Here is a 20,713-nt window from a genome sequence, read left to right on the forward strand (position 1 = left end):
GGTTACGGTCGGCGCGCCAGCATCCAGGCCAATCGCCTGATCACCTCGCGATCACGCTGCGCTGTCGTCAGAGCGTGTGTTGTCCGCCGTTCGGCGCGTAAATCCGCTTGCCACGCAACTCAGTTCTTTGCGCCGCGAGGGCAAGACCGGGACGTAGAGAGCGCCGCTGTTTAGACAAGGCGGAAGATGTGGATGCCGTCCGTTCGCTGGGGAGCGCATCCAAGCACCGAGGAAGCAGCCGAAAAGGGAAGGGCGCCGATCTGTACACCCCACTGAAGGTGCCGAGGAAATAACTCTGTGGAAAACTTTGTTGTGACAGTCAGATGTCATATCTAATATTTTTGGTTTAATTATCGATAAGCAACTTGCTCGGGGGGTCTCATGAAGCGGTTGCTTGTTGGCGCGGCAGTGCTTGCGGCTGGGGTTGTCGGCGCGGATATTTCTGCGGTCTCTTATATTAGCCGAAGTGAAGGCATAGTAGCGTTTGCCCAGCAGGCGCAAGGCTCTTCGATCAATACATCTTCGCCGGCAATTAGCCTTGGCAATGGCGGAGCAGGTTTCAAATCGTCCGCGCCTAACACTTCAGGAACAACGGATCAGCCGCAGGCCGGCGGTTCCGGCACCACGCACGTCACCGGCAGCCCGGATGCGGCGTTCAAGGTCGGCGCCAAGCCGGACGATGCCAAGAATGCTGATGGCTCCAGCGCTACGGATGACAGTAAGGCCGCCGACAGCAAGACGACTGGCGCGAAGACAACCGACAAGACCGCCAAGACCGGCGATACGAAAGCAGCGCCCGAGGAGCCTGCGGCGCAGGCGGCGACCGCCGCGACAACCACCACGACCAGCGGCGATCCCGAAGCGATCGGCACGCCGAAGGTGGATCTGCCCAAGGCCGCCGGCAACGGCAATCTCGGCTATTCGATTGCCATCGATGTGCCTGCCTTCCATGGCATCGAGCCGCAGATCGGGCTCAACTACAATTCCTCGCGCAAGACCAAGCTCGGCGGCCTCTATCAGGGCTGGCTTGGTTATGCCTGGGGCCTCGATGGCATTGACGTCATCGAGCGGTCGACGCCCGGCTATGGCATGCCGGCCTATGATGCCAACGACATCTATCTCCTCGACGGCCAGGCGATGGTCGCCTGCGTTGCGGGCATGGTTTCGCCGTCCTGCTCGACCGGCGGCACGCATGCGACCGAGAATGAAAGCTATCGCCGCATTGCGCTGAACAGCACCACCAATGAATGGAAGGTGACCGACAGGGACGGCACCGTCTCGACCTTCCGGTCGGTGGGCGCCGTCGCCAATCTCAATCCGGCGGCCGGCACGCCGGCCTATGATCTCGCTTTCAGCTATCGCTGGCTCTTGACCTCGGTCACCGACACCAACGGCAACACCGTCACCTACAACTACACCTGCCCGGCAAGCCCGACCTGCTATCCGGCGAGCGTCACCTACAACGGCACCAGCATTCAGTTCTATTACGAGACCCGTCCCGACCTGATCCTGATGGGCAATGGCCGCGATATCTCGGTGACCGACAAACGCATCAAGACCATCGGCATCACGGTGTCCGGCGCGGTGCGCGGTGCCTATGCGCTGACCTACGACCAGGCTCCGTTCTCCAACGCCTCGCGGCTGACCCAAGTCACCCTCTACGGCACCGACGCGACAATCGCCGCCGACGGCACGATCACCGGCGGAACGTCGAAGGTCATCGCCCAGATGGCTTATCAGAACGCTGACGGAGTGTATGGCACAGTGGCGGCTTCATTCCAATCTGGGGGCGGGACAGTTTTATCCCGGTCCGCTGAGGATTTGGATTTTGACGGCCGCGACGAAATATTCGGCGAATATACAATTACAACAACTCAACGCAGCGGTGGAAGCAGTGGAGACACAACTACTACGGAAAAACAGTTTGAAAATATTTTCAAGTTCGGCGTTAACGGTGCATCAGCAGGTACCACCTCAACGCAGCTCGAATCTCATGTTGTAGTTCTTCCAGACAGCTACAGAACTGGGATACGCCTGGGGAGATTACTCGCGAATAAGAATACAATGGACTTTGTCGTCACGACAACGCACATGGAGGAGTTCGGTCAAAACGGCAACACTCGGATCGTCACCGTCAATTCGATTCTCACGAGCGATCCGCAGTTGGCTTTGACCAAGGCCAATTGCGCTGCCACTCCGCCAACGGGCTACGAAGCGGTCTGCAACGGTCTTCCTGGACTAATTATCGATGCCAGCGGAACAGGGGTTGATGCCGTGAACGCCAGCAACTCCACTTATGCCGTCAACGGCGTCGGCGATTTCCTCGGCAATGGCAAACAGCAGCCGCTCTACTGGGGTCCCAACGGAACCTCAACGAAGGGTGTGCTGTCGAACGGCAAATGGCAGCCGGGCAGTACGTCGTACGGCATTGCATGCTCCACCGGTGCCTACGATGGGGGGCCAGGCAGTTGCGCGCTGGCCGACATCAATGGCGACGGGGCGACGGACGTCGTCCTCTACAACGGCACCAACGGCAACAGCCAGGTCTGGCTTTCGACCGGGGTTGGTTTCAAGAGCTATACGGTCTCTGCGATGGCAGGCACCTCTGCAGTCGTGCGCGACTTCGATAACAGCGGCAAGGCTTCTGTCATCACTATTGGTGGCACAATAACGAGCCAGTGGGGTAGAACCGGCACGGTGAGAGTGTTCTCGCTGCGCCCCTCATCGGCATCGATGACGCCGGTGCAATTCACTCTGCCGGTTTCGCTGACGGCGGGCACTGTTGTCGGCGACTTCAACGGCGACGGGCTGCCGGACTTCACGAACTACAGCTCGATGTTCATCTCGAACGCCGGGACGGGCAATCCGAACCTGGTGAAGCAGATTGTGACGGAGCTCGGCGGCACGGTTGCGGTCGAGTACACACCGTCGTCGAGATGGACGAACAACTACCTGCCGCAGGTAGTGCATGCGGTGACGAAGTTGTCGCTGAGCGACGGCCGCGGCCAGACGGCGGTGAGCACGTATCAATATGCCGGCGGCAAATACGATCCGGCGGCACGGAAGTTTTTGGGGTTCGCCTCGATCGTGGAGACCAGACCGCAGGCCAATGGCGAGACGGCAGCGCCCACGGTGACCACCACCTACCGCCAGGACCTGGCAAGCTACGGCCTGCCGTCGCTGACGGTGTGGAAGGACGGCGCAGGTGTCGTGCGCAAGCAGGTGGCTGAGACCTATGCCGTCAACACGGCGTCAAAACCCTACACTGCGCAGAACACCGCGACCGACACGACGCTGACCGAGAACGTCACGCGCACACTTCGGGTCGAGCGGGGCTTCGATGCCTCCAACAATGTCGTCAGCCTGAAGGACTATGGCCGCACCGATGTCAGCGGCGACGAGACTTTTACCGAACGCTTCTTCTCGCCCAACACGAGCGCCTACATCGTCTCGGCACTGATTGCCGAGCGCACGCATGCCGGGCTCACCGGCAGCGATCCCTATGTGAGCTACAAGCACAATTACTATGACGGCCAGACCGATGTTTGGGCCGTGCCAACCAAGGGCAATCTGACCCAGACGCTGAGCTTCACCGATCCTGGGCTGACCAAGACGGTAAGCCAGTATTTTGCCTATGACAGCTACGGCAACAGAACCGCGGTCAGCAACGGCCTCGGCCACCGCACCGAATGGGATTATGACGCGATCTATCACCTCTATCCGGTGACGGAGCGGGCGCCGAAGTTCTTTGCCACCGGCGGCCAGGCTGCCGATACCCGCTTCGTCTCGAGCGCCACCTTCAACGCGGTCTGCGGGCAGCCCTCGACCAGGACCGACCCCAACGGCCTGGTGAAGACGTTTGTCTACGATCCCTTCTGCCGGCCCTACCAGGTCTCGCAGAGCGTCACCGGCGCCTATGCCAAGACGCGGTTCGAGAACGAGGGCAATCCGGCAAGTCAGGCGCTGGTCAAATACACCCCGCTGCCGAACGGCGCCGGCGAAGACTTCACCCGCTCCTATTATGACGGGCTCGGCCGGGTCTACCGGGTCGAGACGCCCGGAGAGACGGCGGCTGGCCCAAGGCGCATTGCCGACACCGACTACGATCAGCGCTCCAATGTGCTGCGCACCGCCTTCCCAAGGTTCGTCGGCGATGCCGCGCAATGGACCACCAATTTCTATGATTGGAACGACCGACTGGTGAGGACGGTCAACCCCGACAGCAGCCAGCGGACCTATCTCAACGAGCTGGCAACGGCGACGGGCACACCCAATCCCCGTCTCAACGCGGTTACGCTGACCGACGAACTCGGCCATCAGACAAAAACCACGTGGACGACCCACGGTGACATCGCGGCCATTGCCCGTGACCTTGGCGGCCTCACCTTGCTTGAGAGCCGTGGTTACGACGTGCTTGGCAAATTGACCGGCGTCACTGACCCCGGCGGCTCCAGCTGGTCCTACACTTACGACATGCTCGGCAATCGGCTGTCGGCAACCGATCCGGATCTCGGCACCTGGTCTTACGTCTACGATGGCGCCAACCGGCTCGTCAGCCAGACCGACGCCAGGGGTACCGTCACCAACCTTGCCTACGATCAGATGGACCGGCTGACACTGAAGACGGCAACGCCCTCGGGCGGCAGTGCGGTGACGCTGACCCAGAACACTTATGACCAGGCGGCTGCCGGCTTCCAAAACATCGGCCAGCTCACCACCTCGACCAATCCAGCGGCGACGCAGGCTTACAAGTATGACGGCTTCGGCAAGGTGGCGCGCCAGGATGCCACCATCGGCACGCTCACCCACACCACCATCACCACCCGCGATGCCTCCGGACAGCCGATCGCCACGCAATATCTGCCGGTCGAGCTCGACTTCGGAACTTCTGCCGCGCCCCTGCAATACACGGCCGCCAATAAGCTTGCCTCCGCTTCCGGCTTCATCACCTCGACGCTCTATGAGGCCGATGGGCAGACCAAGGAGATCACTTATGCCAACGGGGTCAAGACCGCCTTCACCTACTCGCCGCCCCGGCGCTGGGTGACACGCGTCACCACCTCGAGAGGCGCAACCATCCTCCTCGACGATCAATACGCCCGCGACAATCTCGGCCGCATCACTGGCACGACGGGGCTCACATCAGCGGACAGCTGGACCTATGGCTATGACAATGCCGACCGGCTGACCTCGTCGGACAATCTCGGCGACAACACGCTGGACGAGACCTTCGTCTATGCCGCCAACGACAATCTCACCTCACGCAGCCGTGTCGCAGGCACCTACACATACCCGGCGGCGACAGCGCCACGGCCGCATGCCCCCACCTCAGTGGGCGCCAATGCCATGGCCTACGACGCCAACGGCAATCTCACCTCGGACGGCAGCCGGACACTGACCTGGGATGAGGCCAATCGGCTGAAGACGGTCAGCCTCGCCTCAAACACCGTCAACCTGAGCTACGGTCCTGACGGGGCGCGGGTGAAGAAGGCCTCTGCCTTCGCCACCACGCTCTATCCCGACGCTGCCGTCGAAATCGATCTGGCGATCCCCGGCTCGGAAATCTACACCCGCTATCCGCATCCGGACGTGAAGGTGGTCGGGGCAGCAAAATACTTCCTGCACCGCGATCATCTGGCCTCGGTGCGCATGGTCACCGACAACTCAGGCGCCATCACCGAAGCCACCAACTACGCCTCCTACGGCGAACGCCTCAACTCCGGCTTCCAGACGCAGAAGTCCTACATCGGCGAGCGCTTCGATCCAGAGACCGGGCTGCTCTACCTCAATGCACGCTACATGGATCCGGTGCTGGGGAGGTTCGTGCCGGCCGATCCAGGTGAGACGAAGGAGCGCAATCCATGAGCGCGCCCTCCAAGTCCCGAAGCATTGCATTTCCACCGGCGGTCTGGTCGGCGATTATTGCCGGGCTGTTGCTGCTGGTTAGCGTCCACTCGGCGGCGGCCGGAGATATCGGCTCATCGAATCCGGCGGCTTTCGTCCGGGGGCTTGTCAATGCGCCGGAAGCCGGGATGGATTTCGGGCGAGCCAAGCTGGCGATCGACAAGTTCGTCGATCCCGCCATCGATGATGCTGGCGCGCTTGCCGAGATCGACCGGATGGTGGGCATCGTCAACAAGATGCTCGCCACGCCGCCGCCCGATGCGGCCGCGATCGGCATGGAGAAGATGAAGGCGCTGCGCACCTTCCTCTATGAGGGCGGCTGGTGGAACAATGGCAGGCCGTTCGAATACGACCTCTCCGACCCTTTTGGGCAAAAACCCCGTTCGCAATCGCTGACTAACTATCTTGCGACCCGGAAGGGCAATTGCGTCTCGATGCCTGCGCTGTTCGTCATTCTCGGGCAGCGGCTTGGCATAAACCTGACGCTGTCGACCGCGCCGCTGCACGTGTTCGTCAAGTTCACCGACGATGCCACCGGCAAGACCTGGAACCTCGAGACGACCAGCGGCGCCGGCTTCACGCGCGATATCTGGTATCGCGAAAAATTGCCGATGACCGACGAAGCGATCGCCAACGGCGTTTATCTCAAGACGCTGTCGCGTCGGGAGGCGCTCTCCGTGCTGGCAACGCCGGTGCTCGACCACCTGCTGGAAACAGGCCGCTACGAGGACGCCATCGCGGTGGCCGATGTGCTGATTGATGCCTATCCGGCCAACGCCTACACGCTGGTGAAGAAAGGCACAGCATACTACCGACTGCTCGATGCGGAGATCATCAAGAAATATCCGAAGCAGAGCGACATTCCGCCGGACAAGGTGGCTTACGCGAATGAGCTTTACCAAGCCAACAAGCAGGCGTTCGCGAAGGCCGAGGCGCTCGGCTGGCGCGAGCCGAAACTGAATTAGATCGAACAATTTTGACCGCTGTGGGGGATTTATGGGGAAGTCGACGAGAGTCAAAATTCTGCAGCGTGTGTTGGCTGTATTGCTTACGATTTCGCTCGTGATTTCTGGCGCGGCCAGTGCCTATGCATCGGCTGGGTTCGCCCTAAAGTCACAGCGGCAAACCAAGCGCACTATTGTTCATACGGTGCGATTCATATCGCCAGATCCAATCGATCCGATAGTACCGAGTGTAGGTACAAACCGATACGCTTACGCAGGGAATGACCCGGTCAATCGGAGCGATCAAAATGGGCTCTGTCCTGTTTGTATCGGGATCGTGGTAGGGGCAGCGGTATCGTATCTTAGTGGCACCACAGAAGCCAATACTCCGGAGACGGAGGACGATGTCACACAAACAAGTGAAACGACTGCTATGGCCAATATGGCAATCGGAGCCATTCCTGGCGAAGCCTTAAATAAGCTTGCGGGAGCAACGGTCGGCAAGCTAGTTTCGAAAGCCAGTGTGTGGGCTCTGGAGCAACCGGTTGTTCGTGGCTTCACAATAGAAAAAATGTTGGGCGCTAATCTTGCCTCAAACTTTCGAGCTATAGATAGCTGGAACCCAACAACAGGTGTTGCTCGCAGCATCAAGTCTGTAAATTTGCGCGCTCGTACATACTAGGACCCAAAGAAGTTGGAGGCTACTCTAAAAAGCTACGTGAGAGAGGTAGCTAATTTCAACGGCGCAACCGGATTAACGCGAGAAGGAAAGCCTATAGCAATTACAAGTGGTTCAATAAAGAAGAGAGAACTAGATATTGCTATTCCGGGAACTCCAAATAAGGCTCAGCAAGCCGCTATTGATGCCGCAAAAGCCTCAGGAAAGACATCTGGTGTTGACGTAAAGACTACGGTGGTTCCTTAATGAAAAAGTGCTTTTTGTTTATTATTGACGGATTTATCTTGGGCGTCCCGATGGTTACTACCATTGCTGGGTGGGAGATGTTTGTGGGGCCGGCAATCGCGGTCGGAGAATTAGCGTCTACCAACGACTTAGAAATCGGCATAGCTGTAGGCCGAATTGTTGAGTTGCATACTAGCAACGTTCTGGACGAGGATGTCAACCCTGATTTGCTCATAGAGTCCGTTTCAAAATATGGAATTAAATCGTATAAAGCGTTATTCCGTAAGTGCTTACAGATGTCAGTTGTGAAAGAATTGGAAGATAGATACAAATTAACTCCATATGCCCGCCTGAAAAAAGGAGGAGAGGTTGGAGGTGAAGAGCTGGATATTACCTTAAGCTCAAATGGACAATCGCAGGATTTAGGTGCCTCTGTTCGGAAGTGTGTCTCTTATTGCAGATAGTCGTAACTCGTCTTGCTGTTGTGGGGTTGCCGCAGCGTAGGGCGGGGCAATGTGTGCTCACGCCTGACGATTATGCGCTCCGTCTATCACTGCAAGCCATGTATGCCGGGCCGCGAATGCCATGGCTAATCTCCTTACCTCAGCAGAAAATCCGCTCCCACACCAAGCCTGTGGATAGACTCCCAACATCTCCATCAATCCCCCCACACACTCGCAAGAAGCCCTAAAGTAAAATTTCAGGGGAATCGGGTGGATGTCAGTCAAGCCAGTCAGTCGCGTCGTGTTTTTCATGCTGCTGGCGATTGGCGGTTGCCAGTCGCCGTCGGGCGGGGACTTCTTCACCGAGACAGTCGAGAGCCTGCATGCCAAGAATTCGTCTTTGCGCGCCGGCTATACCGGCCCCGCGACCATCGGCTCGGCCGCGGAGCGGGCGCAGCGCTTCAATGGCGCGCAGTATCAGGGCTCGGGCGACTTCGTCGGTTCCTCCGCGCCGGTCGCCCAGGTGACCGGCGACGGCAGCGGGCAATATGAGCTCAACCTCGTCAACGCGCCGGTGGCGCAGGCAGCCAAGGCGGTGCTGGGCGACGCGCTGCAGGTCAACTACGTCGTCGATCCGCGCGTCCAGGGCACGGTGACGCTGCAGACCTCGAAGCCGGTCTCCAGGGAGGCGCTGTCGGACATCCTGGAATCGGCGCTGGCCGTGAACGGCGCCGGCATTGTCAAGCGCGCCGGTACCTACCAGATCGTACCGCTTTCGGAGACCTTGTCGAGCACGCCGGCGGTCAGCGTGCCGTCCGTTTCGCCGTCGGGCCCGGGTGTCAAGGTCCAGGTCATCCAGCTGCAGTTCATCGCCGCCGACGAAATGAAGACCATTCTCGAGCCGATCACCCGGCAAGGCTCCGTGCTGCGAGTGGATTCCACACGCAACCTGATCACCGTCGCCGGCAACAACACCGATCTCGCGGCGATCCGCGAGGCGGTCGCGGTGTTCGATGTCGACTGGATGCGCGGCATGTCGGTGGCGCTGCATCCGCTGAAGGCCTCGAAGCCGGAGGCCGTGGCCACGGAGCTCGACTCCATCTTCGGCACCAAGGACGGCCCCGGCGCCAAGGTGATCCAGTTCATCCCCAACGATCGCCTGAACTCCGTGCTGGTGATCACCTCGCGTCCCGCCTATCTGACTCGCGCCGCGACCTGGATCGGCAAGCTGGACAGGTTGGCGGAAACCAATGAGCAACAGCTCTTCGTCTACCAGATCCAGAACCGGCCGGCCAAGGAACTGGCTTCTGTTTTGAGTACGGTGCTTGGCACGTCGGTTAAGACGGAAGGAGGGTCCTCCGGTTCGAATGTCTCACCCGACATGACGCCGATCGCCATGCAGTCGGACGGTGTCACGCCGGCGCCGCTCACCGGGCCGTCGCCTTCGCTGCCTCAGCAGGAGGGTGAGGGGCCAGCCCACGCCACGGTCGTCGCCGATGTCGAGAACAATGCGCTGCTGATTCAGACCACGGCACGCGACTATGAGCGCATCCAGCAGATCCTGGCCAAGGTCGACGTGCTGCCGACGCAGGTCATGCTGGAAGCGGTGATCGCCGAAGTGACGCTCGACGACGACCTGAAATACGGCCTGCGCTGGTTCTTCGAAAATGGCGGCACCAAGGTCTCGGTGTCCGACCTTGCCAAGGGTGCCGCCTCGGCCTTCATGGGCGGTTTTAGCTGGAGCTATGCAACCGACAACATCCAGGTGACCCTCAACGCGCTCTCCTCCATAACCGACGTCAATGTCATTTCGGCGCCCACGATCATGGCGCTCAACAATCAGAAAGCGATCCTGCAGGTCGGCGACCAGGTGCCGATCCTGACCCAGCAATCGCAGGATACCGGCAACGGCACCGCGCCGATCATCAACTCGGTGCAGATGAAGGACACCGGAGTCATCCTGACGGTGACGCCGCGCATCAACAATGCAGGCCGCGTCATGCTCGACATCCAGCAGGAGGTCAGCGACGCCACCCCAACGAAGAGTTCGGGCATTGATTCGCCGACCATCCAGCAGCGCAAGGTCCAGACGCGCGTGATGGTGAACGATGGTGAGACCCTGGCACTGGGCGGTCTCATTCAAGAAAAAAACAGCATCGGTCGCAGCCAGGTGCCGATCCTCGGCGACATCCCACTTATCGGCAACGCGTTCAAACAAAAGGATGACGGCATCAAGCGGACCGAACTGATCATCTTCATCCAGCCGCATGTCGTCCGTGATATCAACGAGGCACGTGAGGTGACGGAAGAGTTCCGCGGCAAGATCAATCTGCAAACGCCGATCCAGCAGCGGCGCGGCGGCACCAAGCTGCAACAGGATGTGAAGAGACTGGCCTACTGACCATGCCAATGGACGTCGCGATCCATCTCATTGCCGGCCTGATCCTGACGGCTATCCTCGTTGCCATTGCCCTGATCGACTTGGGCCGGCAGATTATTCCTGACGCGCTCAATGCGGCGCTTGCCGTGAGCGGGTTTTGTTTTCAATTGGTCACGCAGCGCGCCGATGCGCCGATGCAGGTCTTCATCGCTGCATCGACGCTGGCGGTTTTTTGGGCGCTGCGGCGCGGCCATTTCCTGCTCACCGGCAGGATCGGCCTCGGCCTTGGCGACGTGAAGATGCTGGCCGCGGCGGCGCTGTGGATCAACCCGCTGCTGTTGCCGGTGCTGCTGTTTATCGCCAGTGCTGGGGCACTGCTGTTTGTCGGCGGGCAGGTGGTTACCACGGGGCCTGCGGCGGCGCGGGCGCGCGTACCGTTCGGGCCGTTCATCGCGCTCGGGCTCGGCTGCAGTTGGGCGCTGGAACAATTTGTCGGGCTGAATTTGGGACTACTGTGATGCGAATTTTCCATCTCACCGGCTTGGCCGGACGCAAGCAAGGCAAAACCGGGGACACGCACGCCGACAAAGGCGAGGCCGGCTTCACCCTGGTCGAGCTTCTGGTCGTGCTGGCCATCATCGCGCTGATCGCCACGCTGGTGGCACCGCAGGTGCTACGCTATCTGGGTTCTGCGCGCACCAGCGCCGCCAAGGCGCAGATCAAGAACATCGAGAGCGCGCTCGAGCTCTACTATGTCGACAACGCCAAATATCCCTCGAACGACGAAGGCCTGAAGGCGCTGGTGACGGCGCCGGCCGGCGAAACACACTGGAATGGTCCATATCTCAAGACGACGAGCGGGCTCAACGATCCCTGGGGCAAGCCCTATGTCTATGAGCCGAACGCCGATGCCAGCGGCGTGGTGATCCGAACCTTCGGGCGTGATGGCAAGCCCGACGGAACCGGCGAAGACCAGGATGTCAGCAATTGATGCTGGCCTTCTGATCCGGGCCGGGAAGGGCTAGATTGGTCAAGAAACGACCGCGTCAGTAATGTCGCTCTGCGGGTAGGCTTGCCAGGTTTAACCGCGCGAAGCCGTCAGACGAATAGGCCGCGCCGCCCTTGGCAACGGATATCCTGAAGCGGATGGCGGCCGGAAGGCGTCGGTTGAGCTTCCAGTCGGCCGACCACGATCGCTGGGCGCCGTCGAGATATTCGAAATGAAGGCCGGTCACGCCAGCGATCAAGGGCACCCTCTGGTTTCCCATCGTATCGTCGGCACCAGCAGCGCCGCCCCGTCTCGGTATCTGAATGATGGCCAGGCTGTTATTTTCGGTGCGCTGGATGGCGATTTGCCTGAGGGCGGACGAGCCGAAGCCGATCGCAATGATGCCGTTGAATTGCAGCCGATCGGGTCCGCCGCTGAAATAGATTACGTCGTCGGGTGTCGACTGCATGAGGGGCAGGGCCTCGGCATTGCTGAGCGCGATTTCGAGAAACCGTGTCGCGGCGTCCACCTCCATCTGCATCTGGGTGGCGTTCTGGATCCGCACCATCGTTCGCGCTTGCCCGAGAAAGGTGACGATCAGTGCGGATACCACGCCTACAAGGGCGAGCCCCACCAGTATGTCGATCAGCGCGAATCCCTCGATCGATCGACACTTCGCGGCCGGGTATGTTTGCGTGCCGGGCGCCTTCCTTTGGTGACGCCACTTCCTTCGACGGGAGGAAGCCCCGATGAAGAAGGAGGGCACACGAGGAACAGAACCGCTCACTATGAGCCCTGCCGTCTGGCGGGCATGAAGGTGAGAAATGTTCCCGCCCCGGCACCGCTCTTTTCAATGATGATGGCGTCGAGCTTTGCCTTGCCGTCACCAATCGGCTGAGTCTTGACCGTCCAGCCGGATTGCCCAATGGCGTCGAGCCCAGCCGTTCCCCCGATTCCAGCATCCGAGTCATACTGCGCCATGATTTCCCGAACCTTTCGTGCTGCTTCCACTTGTTCCCGCGCCGTCACGAAGCTGCGGCTGGCGAGCACGATTGTCTGGCTGGCGATGCCAAGGACGAGCGCAAGGATGCTCATGGCGACGATCATTTCGAGGATCGAGAAACCGTCTTCGCTGCCGGGCGTCATGGCTTTATCGTCCGGCTGGTAAGCCCGGTCAGCCAGTTCACTTCGATATGCGCCGTCTGGGCGCCACGCTGCAGATCGATCTCCACGCCTGACGAACTGCCGTCAGGAAGAAACGTAAGGGCTGTCTGGCGGTCCGTCACCGTCTCGCGACCCGTGGTCACGCTCATTTTCATGTCCTCGGGCAAACCAAGCACCGGCTGGTCGCCGAAGCGGATCGTGCGGTCGCCGACATCGATGACGACCTGCTGCGGTCTGGTCGTGGCGATCGCCACCGTGCGCGACATGCGAATCCGACCAACGATCTCGCTGGAAAGGCTTTCGAGGCTTTCCGACCGGTATCTCTGGACAATGCCGGGTGCCGCGATTGCCGCGACGACGGCGATGATGGCCAGCACGACGAGCAGCTCGATCAAGGTGAAGCCGACTTCACCTTGATGTTCGGGGCCTCGCTTGTGTCTTGGTACGGCAGCAAATGTTCTCATTGCAGCGCCAAGTCGTTGATGCTGAGGATCGTCGTCATCACCGAGACGACCAGGCTGCCGACAAGGAAGCCGAGCGAGATCGTCATAGCCGGTGTCAGGAGCTTCAGCAGCGTGTCGATTCGACGCGTCACCGCCGACTGCAGCATCTTGCCGGCGCGGTCGAGTACGAGGGACAGCGCGTTGGCATCATCGCCGAGTGAGATTAGCGACAGCGTGGCGTTGTCGAACAGCTTCGCATTGGCGACGGCGTTGTGAAGCCGCGCGCCGTTCGCCACTTCCTCTTCCACTGCCGCAAAGCTCGCTTTCAACGATGCCTGTTGCGAAACATTGGTCGCCAGGCGCAGCGCCTCGCTCATCGTCACGCCATTGCCGAGCAGCAGCGACAAGGTTTCGAGATAGCGGGCAAGCACCGCGTTGGTCACCAGCGGACCGATCACCGGTGTTTTGAGAAGCCAACGCGAGAAGACGCTTTTTGTCGCCGGGGACTTCGACAGAACGAGATAGAAGAGCAGTGCCAAGAGGGCAGCGAGCGGGAAGACGAACGGATAGTCGTTGAAGACGTGGCCGAAGGAGGAGAGCATGCGCATCGTGAAAGGCTTGCGGGCGGAAGACCCCTCGAAGATCGGCTCCAACGCGGGCACCAATACCGTCGCCAGTACGACCATGGCGCCACACATCACCAGAAGAAGGAAGGCCGGATAAGTCAGGGCTTCGATGATCGAGGTCCGGCGTTTCGCTCTGGCTTCGAACGCGTCGGCCAGCCGCTGGCAGATATAGGCCATCTTGCCGCTGCGCTCGCCGCTGGCAAGCAAGGCGGCGACGTCTGGCGTGATGCCGGGCAGGGTCAGGAACGCGTCGGCGATGGAGCGCCCGCCGGTGGTCAGGTCCAGGACCGCCTGCAATTGCTGACGCCTGGCGACATTGCCTTCGCCGGAAATGACCGCGTTCAAGGCGCGGTCGATGGTGAATCCGGCGTTGAGCAGCACAGAAAGCTCGGCAAAGAGCCGGCTGAGATCGACGCGCCGCGTCAGCGTCAGGCTGGCCCTGCCGGGCAGCCTGATCTGCGCCTTCTCCTCGCTTGCCGGCACCAGATGATAGGAGCGGCGGCCTTGCTGGGCGAGCTTGCGCGCGGCACCCTGCTTGGTCGGGGCCTCGACGACGCCGTTCTCCCTGGTCCCATCGGCGAGATAGGCGCGATAGGCGAATGATGGCATCAGCCGCCTCCGCCGAGGTCGATGACGCGCCGCACTTCCTCGAGTGTGGTGACTTGGCGTTCGACCAGTGTGGCAGCGTGAGCGGCCATAGTCGTCAGATCGGCTTCCGACGCCGCCTTGGCGATCTCGAGCTCGCTCGCGCCCTCGTCGATGAGCGCCGCGATGCGCGGTGACACCTGCAGCATCTCGTAGGTCACGGTGCGCCCGCTGTAACCCGAGCCGTTGCAGCTCTTGCAGGACGCGACGTTGCCGGCGCCTTGGCAGGCCGGACAGACGCGCCGCAGCAGGCGCTGCGCGATGACGCCGCGGATGGTGGCGCCGAGCAGGTAGCCGTCGACGCCCATGTCGCGCAGGCGCGTCAGCGCCCCGGCCGCGCTGTTGGTGTGCAAGGTCGAAAACACCAGATGGCCGGTCAGCGCCGCCTGGATGGCAATCTGCGCCGTCTCGCGGTCGCGAATTTCGCCGAGCAGGATGATGTCGGGATCCTGGCGCAGGATCGAGCGCAGCGCCGTGGCGAAATCGAGGTCGATGGCCGGATTGACCTGCAGCTGCGTGATGCCGGCCATCCGGTATTCGACCGGGTCCTCGACGGTGAACACCTTGACGTCGGGCCGGGAGCATTCTGCCAGGACCGAGTAAAGCGTGGTGGTCTTGCCGCTGCCGGTCGGGCCGGTGACCAGCACGATGCCGTTGGCGGCGCGCGACATCTGCCGGATCTTGGTCTGCGCGGCTTCGTCGAAGCCGAGCTTTTCCAGGCGCAGCTCGACGCCGGCGCGGTCGAGGATGCGCAGCACGATGGCCTCGCCATGGATCGACGGGATGACCGAGACGCGCAGATCGACATCGCGCCCGCGCACGGCAATCCGCATGCGCCCGTCCTGCGGCAGCCGCCGTTCGGCGATGTTGAGCCGCGCCAGGATCTTGATGCGCGTCGAGACGCCGGACAGCATCGCCGAGGGTGCCGTGTCGACGACCGACAGCATGCCGTCATTGCGGAAGCGGATGCGCACGTGGTCTTCGAGGGGCTCGATATGGATGTCGGTTGCTTTGGCATCGACGGCGCGGTGGATGGTGTCGGCGACGAAGCGCACGATCGGCGCCTCGCGCGCGAAATCCTTCAGGCGCTCGAGATCGTCCGAGCCGAAATCCGCCGGCCCGGCGCTGCCGACTTCGAGCGATACCGCTTCCGCCGCCAAGCGCTCCAGCCGGTCGATGCACTCGCCGATCATGCGCCGCGGCAGGACGCGCAGCGACGGCGTCCTTTCCCAGTGAAAGGCCAGCGCATCGATGGTCGCCGACGAAAAAGGATCTGCCACCGCCACGACCAGCTGGCGGTCGTCCATCTCCAGCGGCAGCACGGCGTCTTCCTTGAGATAGGAGAGCGGCACGCTGGCCAGCATCTGCGGGCTCAGCTCCTCCGGCAACTCGGCAAGCATCGGCACGTCGAGGAAACGGCAGAGGCTGCTGGCAAGCTCCTGCTCGCCGATCAGGCCGAGTTCGGTCATCACCGTGTCGAACGGATGCCCCGATGTGCTCGCCGCACCCAGGGCGCGCTGGACGCTGTGCGCGGTGAGGATTTTTTCGCTCTCCAGGAAGGCGAGGAAGGCTTCGATACGAGAAGTCTGAAGCGCGGCGTTCATGGTCTAGCTCCAGCGGGCCAAGATCTGCGCCACGGTCGTGCCGAAAAGTCCGTCGCAGCTGATGGTGGGCGCCAATGCGGTAGGGCCGTCGATTTCGGCGGCAGGCATGCGCGATATCCGGATGAAGCCCGTGGTGGCCAGCGCCGATCTCTCGACCACGAATCCGGCCTGGCCGGCAATGCCCGAGCCGTCGCGCCGGGCGGTGACCTCGACCGTGTAGAGGCTGCCGCCGTTCCTGTCCGGATCGGCCGGCTGCTCGGCCTGCGGTGCCGTGTTGACGAAATTGCGCAGCCTGTTCGGCGCCTTGGCCAAAACGATCGCTCCCTGTTTGAGATCGACGGTGAAGACTGCATAGAGATCGCCCAACGGGATCGAGGCGAGCGCGGAAAATTCCTGCAGTTCCGATACGGATTCGAAGGCCGCGAACTTGTTCTGACTTGGGCCGAGCGAGGAGCGTGGCTGCGTGCCGGCGGCAAAGGCATTGGGCGGGCTTCTGAAGGTGACGATGGCCTTGGCGATCTCGCCTGCCATCCGCGGATCGAAGCCGAATGACGCAAGGCCTTGCGCCAGCAACTTGTCGTTGGCGGCGTTGAGATCGATCAGGCCGCGATGGTCCTGGACGCTGAGCTCGAAGCTGAAATGTCCGGCATGGCAGCGCGCGGGCTGGGCATCTTGCGACAATTTCGACGTCGCTGAGCCGTCGAACAACTCGCCGGCCACGACATTGACCAGGCCGTCGGCGACCATCGCGAGCCGCTGCTGCTCCGTCTCGTTGCCGGCGATCATGAGCCGGCTGCGCGCGGTCAGCGCGAAGGGAGCGACGATCGCCGAGACGATCAGCATGAAGACGAGCACGGCGACCAGCGCGAAGCCCGCATTCTTGTCCGCGGAGCGATCAGCCATCGCCGCCTCCGGCGGGAACTGTCGGCGGCGCTGGCGGGTAGAGCAAGATCCGGGCCGATTTTCCGCCCCGCTCCAGGATCGCCGCATCCTTCTCGACACCGGACACCGTCCAGCCGTCGATGGTCTCGCCATTGCCATACCAGTTGGCCGTATCGGCTCCTGCCGATTTGAGCAGGACACGGGCGCGGGCGCCATTGATGCTGATGCCGAGCAGGGCGGGCGCGGGAAGAGGCGCAGCACTTGCTACCGGCTGGGCCGGCGGGGTGGGATCCGAGGCCACTTGGGCAGGCGCCGGCGCCCCTTCGGCGACGGGGACGAATTTGCGCCGCGTCGGCGTGAACAATGGGCGCGCGAAGGTCTCGGCAAAACCGGTGCTATCGGCCGCGGCCGGCAGACCCGTGGCGCCGGCCTGCGCTTCGCGTATGTTGCGCTGCGCCGATGGCGCGGTCGGCGAGATGTCGACCGGCGTTTCGTAGAGCACGACATTGGTCAGCGCCAGCGCGACGGCGGCAAGACCGAGACCGAGCGCTGCCACGGGCCGGATCATGGCGCGGCCCCTGCCGCGGCCGTGGCCATGCCCGGCGGCAGCGCGCCATAAAACAGCACTTCGGCAAAGATCTCCGGCTCGACATTGGGCGCTTCGGAAGGGGCGACGTTGGTGACCCGCAAGGTGGCTTCGCGGACGAACAGCACCGGCAGCGTGGTCTCGAGGCCGAGCATGAGGCCGTGCACGCCTTCCAGCGTGCCCGAAACATTGGCGCGCAGGCCGAGATAGGCGACGCCGTCCTCGTTAAGCGCCGGCGCGTTGCCGGCCGACAGCACCACCACCTTGTTCGAGGCGGCGATCGCGTTCAGCCTCGTCTGCAGGGTGCCGCGGATGACCGCCTCGCTCTCGCCGGACAGGAACTCGCCATTGCCGGCGGCGGCCGGCGGGGCGGAGGCCTCCATCGTCTTGGCCAACGCCACCACGGCCTCGATCTGGCCCAGCGTCTCGCGTTTCTGGTGGATGCCGGCGTTTGCCGAAGCGACGCTGCCCAGCGCGGCAAAGATCAGCCAGCCGGTCACCAGCACGCCGAAGGCGGCGATCGCCAGGGCCAGGGAGCGGCGGACCAGAAGCCGGCTGTTGAGGATCGCGCTCAGCATTGGTTCAGGGCTCCTCCACCTTGGCCGTGATGGTGAAGTGCTCGCCGGTCTGGCCCGGAACCCTGGTCACCGGCGAAGAGAATTCCGGCGCGGAAAACAGCGGCGAGGCGTCGATGGGCTGGATTAGGTCGGCGGCGGAGGTGGCGAAGCCGGTGATCGTCAGCTGGTCGCCCTTCGAGGAAAGATCGCTCACCCAGGCGCTGTCGGGCAAGAGCCGCGTCAGCTCGGCCAGGATGCGCACCACAGGCACAGTGTTCTTCTTCTCGGCGCGCAGCTTTTCGGTCTGCTCGAGCTCGGCCTGGCGCTTCTGCAGCGAGGCCCGCGCCTTCCTGGCCTCGACCTGGGCGCTGGCGATCTCATCGTCGAGCACGCTGCCGGCCTGCCAGCTTCGCCACTGCGCATGGCCGTAGGTCGCGGCAAGGGCAAGGAGGACGATTGCGACGGCAGCGGGCCAGACGCGGCGCGTAAACCGGTCGCGCGCCCTGGCGGGCCAGATCGCCGCCAGGCTGAGTGGGTCCGGCCGCAGGATCCGTTCGGCATCGGCGATGGTCAGCGAGGCGAGAGTGCCGCCGACCGCCCGGATCGCTTCCAGCGCCGGCGCCAGGGTTTTCTTCTTGACGACGAAATAGGACGAGCCGCCTTCGGCCTCGTCGGCAAAGACGATATAGACGTGCGACGGGTCGATCGGCGTCGAGCCCATCAGGTCGAGCTCAGCCATGTCGCGCGCCTGCCGCACCGGCAGCCGTCGCGCACCAAGCCGCCGCTTCAGCAGAAGCGCGCTGTCGATCCGGATCGCGACGGAAGGGTGCCTGCGGCCGGAGCGCAGGAGTGCGGCGATTCCGTCCGAGGTCGCATCGAGCGGCAGCGGCGGCGACTGGAATTCCGGCCCGCCCGTCGCCAGCACGCGGATGCCGTCATCGGCCATGGTGATGGTGCAGTCGAAAGGTTTCGGCTGTGTTGGCTTACGGGCAAGGCTCATCCAGACAGCGCGAAGCTCATCACGCCACCAGTCGAAGCCATCCAGAAGCTGTGCCTTATACGTCACCATGACGCCCCACCCCGCGCGCCCGGCTGATTCTCGGCCGGGCGTGCCATTTGCAGTTTATAGAGGGTGTTGGGAACGCGTGTGGAACAAAAGGGGTGGGCGGAATTAGTCACAGGTTTATGGTTCGTGAGACCTTTTCAGGCTTAAGCGCGATCGCCGCGAGCACGAGCGGCTGCCCAAGAAACGAGTCGGCACTGCTCCAAGCGCCTTGCGGCCAAGAACGAGACTGTAGTGGACTCTATAGGCCCATCACTCGTGTTCATTGTATCGTCGATAGAATTGACGGCCCTCCCAACTTTCTTGATATGCTTCAGCAATAGTATGGGCTATATCGCTGCGAGCCAGCGCAACGTCTCCCCCAAAAATACTTTTAACTCTTTCGTTAGCAAGCGCTCTAAATTCTTGCCAGCGTAACTCATGAGCCGCCAGTTCAACCAGCTCTCTTGGGACGCTTCCTTCGTCCAGCCCCGACGGATCACGGTTTTTGAGGGTATCCTTCACCATCAAAAGGAAATCTTCCCTGAGGTGTGGGACCTCCCTAAGGAGGTCAATCACATCAAAGAATGAAGATTCAGCTCTATCAACTCCAAACCCTGCATTCAGGATTTGAGATGAGTTGTGAATCAGGATCCTTAGCAACTTTTTAGAGTATTCTAGATCCAACAATAAGCCTTCTCAGCGTATTTGCCCGTTGCGTCAAAACCGGCGCGATTAAGGAATTACGGTGACAGTGCACTATTTTGCTTCGGTCGCCTGCCGCGCTTGCCCGGCTTCACCGCTTTCCCGATTTGCGCGGCGATCCGGCCCAGAAACGCGTCGCTGCCCACCGGCCTGCCGACGCTCTCGGCTTTGCGCAAAGCGTCGAAAGCCGCGGCATCCATTTCGACAAGATCGAACAGGCCGGCCATTGATGGCAACCGGTCCTTGATCGGCTCCAGATCCGTGACGCCGTCTGGTTCGCCCGTCAGATGCGCCCGAGCGCTTGACCAGGGCCAGTCGACCGCCCGCTCCACCAGCCGCGCACGGACGGGATTGAGCCCGACGTATCGTACCGCCGACAGAAGGTGATCCTCGTCCATCGCGACGGCGCCGAACCGGCCTTGCCAGAAATGCCCGGTCTTCTTTTGCCGCGCATGGATGGTTCCCGCATAGATGCGATGCACCTTAGCGAGCGCGCGCCGCAGGCCATCGGCATCGGTGGGCGTCAGGATCAGATGCACATGGTTCGGCATCAGGCACCATGCCCAGATGCCGACATCGGCAGGCCGGCAATGCTCGACCAGAAGGTTCCGATAGAGCGCATAGTCTTCAGGTGTGAAAAACACCTTGGCGCGTCCATTGCCGCGCTGCGTGACGTGGTGTGGCAGACCGGGAACGACGATGCGGGCAAGCCGAGCCATATGTTCAATCCAGGGCGGACGGGCTTCAATCGGGACTATGATGGAAAATTAGTGCACTGTCACCGTAATTCCCAATTTTTCGTCCCTCCTTCGGCATCGGTGAGAGCACCAACAAAATTGATGCAGTGTTGCCGCAGCGTTCAAGGGTGCCAATGATATCCGCGATGTAGTCAATCT

At 61.8% G+C, this 20,713-nt stretch carries 19 protein-coding genes; 8 read left to right on the forward strand and 11 right to left on the reverse strand.

Translation table 11 applies throughout. From position 1 onward, the window contains the following. Positions 1-381 precede the first annotated feature (381 nt). From LB526_RS16710 to gspG, 8 genes are all read left to right on the forward strand, one after another. Positions 382-5,865, forward strand: a complete 5,484-nt coding sequence (locus tag LB526_RS16710) for an RHS repeat domain-containing protein (protein WP_224628579.1) — start codon at positions 382-384, stop codon at positions 5,863-5,865. Further along, positions 5,862-6,869 (forward strand): transglutaminase family protein, encoded by a 1,008-nt coding sequence (locus LB526_RS16715; RefSeq protein ID WP_140846183.1) that lies wholly within the window; start codon positions 5,862-5,864, stop codon positions 6,867-6,869. Before LB526_RS16710 ends, LB526_RS16715 begins: the two co-directional genes overlap by 4 nt. A gap of 70 nt (positions 6,870-6,939) precedes the next feature. After that, positions 6,940-7,530 (forward strand): RHS repeat-associated core domain-containing protein, encoded by a 591-nt coding sequence (locus LB526_RS16720; RefSeq protein ID WP_224628580.1) that lies wholly within the window; start codon positions 6,940-6,942, stop codon positions 7,528-7,530. Between the two features lie 12 nt (positions 7,531-7,542). Beyond that, entirely contained in the window at positions 7,543-7,773 is a 231-nt protein-coding gene (locus tag LB526_RS29810) for a hypothetical protein (RefSeq protein ID WP_411967677.1), read from the forward strand. Next, on the forward strand, positions 7,773-8,216 hold the full coding sequence (locus tag LB526_RS16725) for a hypothetical protein (protein WP_224628581.1): 444 nt from the start codon (positions 7,773-7,775) through the stop codon (positions 8,214-8,216). The genes LB526_RS29810 and LB526_RS16725 overlap by 1 nt, the downstream gene beginning before the upstream one ends. 253 nt (positions 8,217-8,469) lie before the next feature. Further along, positions 8,470-10,596: a type II secretion system secretin GspD gene (gene gspD, locus LB526_RS16730; protein WP_224628582.1), complete on the forward strand. Its 2,127-nt coding sequence runs from the start codon at positions 8,470-8,472 to the stop codon at positions 10,594-10,596. A gap of 8 nt (positions 10,597-10,604) precedes the next feature. Next, on the forward strand, positions 10,605-11,093 hold the full coding sequence (locus LB526_RS16735; protein WP_224628585.1) for a prepilin peptidase: 489 nt from the start codon (positions 10,605-10,607) through the stop codon (positions 11,091-11,093). Next, positions 11,093-11,566, forward strand: coding sequence for a type II secretion system major pseudopilin GspG (gene gspG / locus LB526_RS16740; RefSeq protein WP_140846187.1), 474 nt, complete (start codon positions 11,093-11,095; stop codon positions 11,564-11,566). The genes LB526_RS16735 and gspG overlap by 1 nt, the downstream gene beginning before the upstream one ends. Positions 11,567-11,621: 55 nt before the next feature. Here the strand turns inward: gspG and LB526_RS16745 are convergent, their stop codons facing one another. From LB526_RS16745 to LB526_RS16795, 11 genes are all read right to left on the reverse strand, one after another. Further along, positions 11,622-12,350, reverse strand: a complete 729-nt coding sequence (locus tag LB526_RS16745; RefSeq protein ID WP_224628586.1) for a general secretion pathway protein GspJ — start codon at positions 12,348-12,350, stop codon at positions 11,622-11,624. Next, positions 12,350-12,709 carry a type II secretion system protein J gene (locus LB526_RS16750; protein ID WP_140846189.1) on the reverse strand — a complete coding sequence of 120 codons (360 nt, stop codon included), beginning with the start codon at positions 12,707-12,709 and terminating at the stop codon, positions 12,350-12,352. Before LB526_RS16750 ends, LB526_RS16745 begins: the two co-directional genes overlap by 1 nt. Beyond that, entirely contained in the window at positions 12,706-13,191 is a 486-nt protein-coding gene (locus LB526_RS16755; protein ID WP_140846190.1) for a prepilin-type N-terminal cleavage/methylation domain-containing protein, read from the reverse strand. Before LB526_RS16755 ends, LB526_RS16750 begins: the two co-directional genes overlap by 4 nt. Further along, positions 13,188-14,405: a type II secretion system F family protein gene (locus tag LB526_RS16760; protein ID WP_224628587.1), complete on the reverse strand. Its 1,218-nt coding sequence runs from the start codon at positions 14,403-14,405 to the stop codon at positions 13,188-13,190. Before LB526_RS16760 ends, LB526_RS16755 begins: the two co-directional genes overlap by 4 nt. Continuing rightward, positions 14,405-16,045: a GspE/PulE family protein gene (locus LB526_RS16765; protein WP_224628588.1), complete on the reverse strand. Its 1,641-nt coding sequence runs from the start codon at positions 16,043-16,045 to the stop codon at positions 14,405-14,407. Before LB526_RS16765 ends, LB526_RS16760 begins: the two co-directional genes overlap by 1 nt. Before the next feature lie 3 nt (positions 16,046-16,048). Continuing rightward, a complete protein-coding gene (locus LB526_RS16770) occupies positions 16,049-16,948 on the reverse strand; it encodes a general secretion pathway protein GspK (protein ID WP_140846193.1) in 900 nt (299 codons plus the stop codon). Continuing rightward, positions 16,941-17,495 carry a hypothetical protein gene (locus LB526_RS16775; protein WP_140846194.1) on the reverse strand — a complete coding sequence of 185 codons (555 nt, stop codon included), beginning with the start codon at positions 17,493-17,495 and terminating at the stop codon, positions 16,941-16,943. The genes LB526_RS16770 and LB526_RS16775 overlap by 8 nt, the downstream gene beginning before the upstream one ends. Next, positions 17,492-18,091 (reverse strand): type II secretion system protein GspM, encoded by a 600-nt coding sequence (gene gspM / locus LB526_RS16780; RefSeq protein ID WP_224628589.1) that lies wholly within the window; start codon positions 18,089-18,091, stop codon positions 17,492-17,494. Before gspM ends, LB526_RS16775 begins: the two co-directional genes overlap by 4 nt. Before the next feature lie 4 nt (positions 18,092-18,095). Beyond that, positions 18,096-19,139, reverse strand: coding sequence for a PilN domain-containing protein (locus LB526_RS16785; protein ID WP_224628590.1), 1,044 nt, complete (start codon positions 19,137-19,139; stop codon positions 18,096-18,098). A gap of 246 nt (positions 19,140-19,385) precedes the next feature. After that, entirely contained in the window at positions 19,386-19,799 is a 414-nt protein-coding gene (locus LB526_RS16790) for a hypothetical protein (protein ID WP_224628591.1), read from the reverse strand. Between the two features lie 56 nt (positions 19,800-19,855). After that, entirely contained in the window at positions 19,856-20,536 is a 681-nt protein-coding gene (locus LB526_RS16795; protein WP_140846198.1) for a transposase, read from the reverse strand. Positions 20,537-20,713: the final 177 nt, after the last annotated feature.

It is taken from the genome of Mesorhizobium sp. CA6 (genome assembly GCF_020165035.1).
In the GTDB taxonomy this organism is placed as follows: Bacteria; Pseudomonadota; Alphaproteobacteria; order Rhizobiales; family Rhizobiaceae; genus Mesorhizobium.

Coding starts and splice junctions, on each gene's coding strand:
- LB526_RS16715 (WP_140846183.1), top strand. CDS start 5,862: ATGAGCGCGCCCTCCAAGTCCCGAAGCATTGCATTTCCACCGGCGGTC.
- LB526_RS16775 (WP_140846194.1), bottom strand. CDS start 17,495: ATGATCCGGCCCGTGGCAGCGCTCGGTCTCGGTCTTGCCGCCGTCGCG.
- gspD (WP_224628582.1), top strand. CDS start 8,470: ATGTCAGTCAAGCCAGTCAGTCGCGTCGTGTTTTTCATGCTGCTGGCG.
- gspM (WP_224628589.1), bottom strand. CDS start 18,091: ATGCTGAGCGCGATCCTCAACAGCCGGCTTCTGGTCCGCCGCTCCCTG.
- LB526_RS16750 (WP_140846189.1), bottom strand. CDS start 12,709: ATGACGCCCGGCAGCGAAGACGGTTTCTCGATCCTCGAAATGATCGTC.
- LB526_RS16785 (WP_224628590.1), bottom strand. CDS start 19,139: ATGGTGACGTATAAGGCACAGCTTCTGGATGGCTTCGACTGGTGGCGT.
- LB526_RS16770 (WP_140846193.1), bottom strand. CDS start 16,948: ATGGCTGATCGCTCCGCGGACAAGAATGCGGGCTTCGCGCTGGTCGCC.
- gspG (WP_140846187.1), top strand. CDS start 11,093: ATGCGAATTTTCCATCTCACCGGCTTGGCCGGACGCAAGCAAGGCAAA.
- LB526_RS16735 (WP_224628585.1), top strand. CDS start 10,605: ATGGACGTCGCGATCCATCTCATTGCCGGCCTGATCCTGACGGCTATC.
- LB526_RS16765 (WP_224628588.1), bottom strand. CDS start 16,045: ATGAACGCCGCGCTTCAGACTTCTCGTATCGAAGCCTTCCTCGCCTTC.
- LB526_RS16755 (WP_140846190.1), bottom strand. CDS start 13,191: ATGAGAACATTTGCTGCCGTACCAAGACACAAGCGAGGCCCCGAACAT.
- LB526_RS16710 (WP_224628579.1), top strand. CDS start 382: ATGAAGCGGTTGCTTGTTGGCGCGGCAGTGCTTGCGGCTGGGGTTGTC.
- LB526_RS16725 (WP_224628581.1), top strand. CDS start 7,773: ATGAAAAAGTGCTTTTTGTTTATTATTGACGGATTTATCTTGGGCGTC.
- LB526_RS16795 (WP_140846198.1), bottom strand. CDS start 20,536: ATGGCTCGGCTTGCCCGCATCGTCGTTCCCGGTCTGCCACACCACGTC.
- LB526_RS16760 (WP_224628587.1), bottom strand. CDS start 14,405: ATGCCATCATTCGCCTATCGCGCCTATCTCGCCGATGGGACCAGGGAG.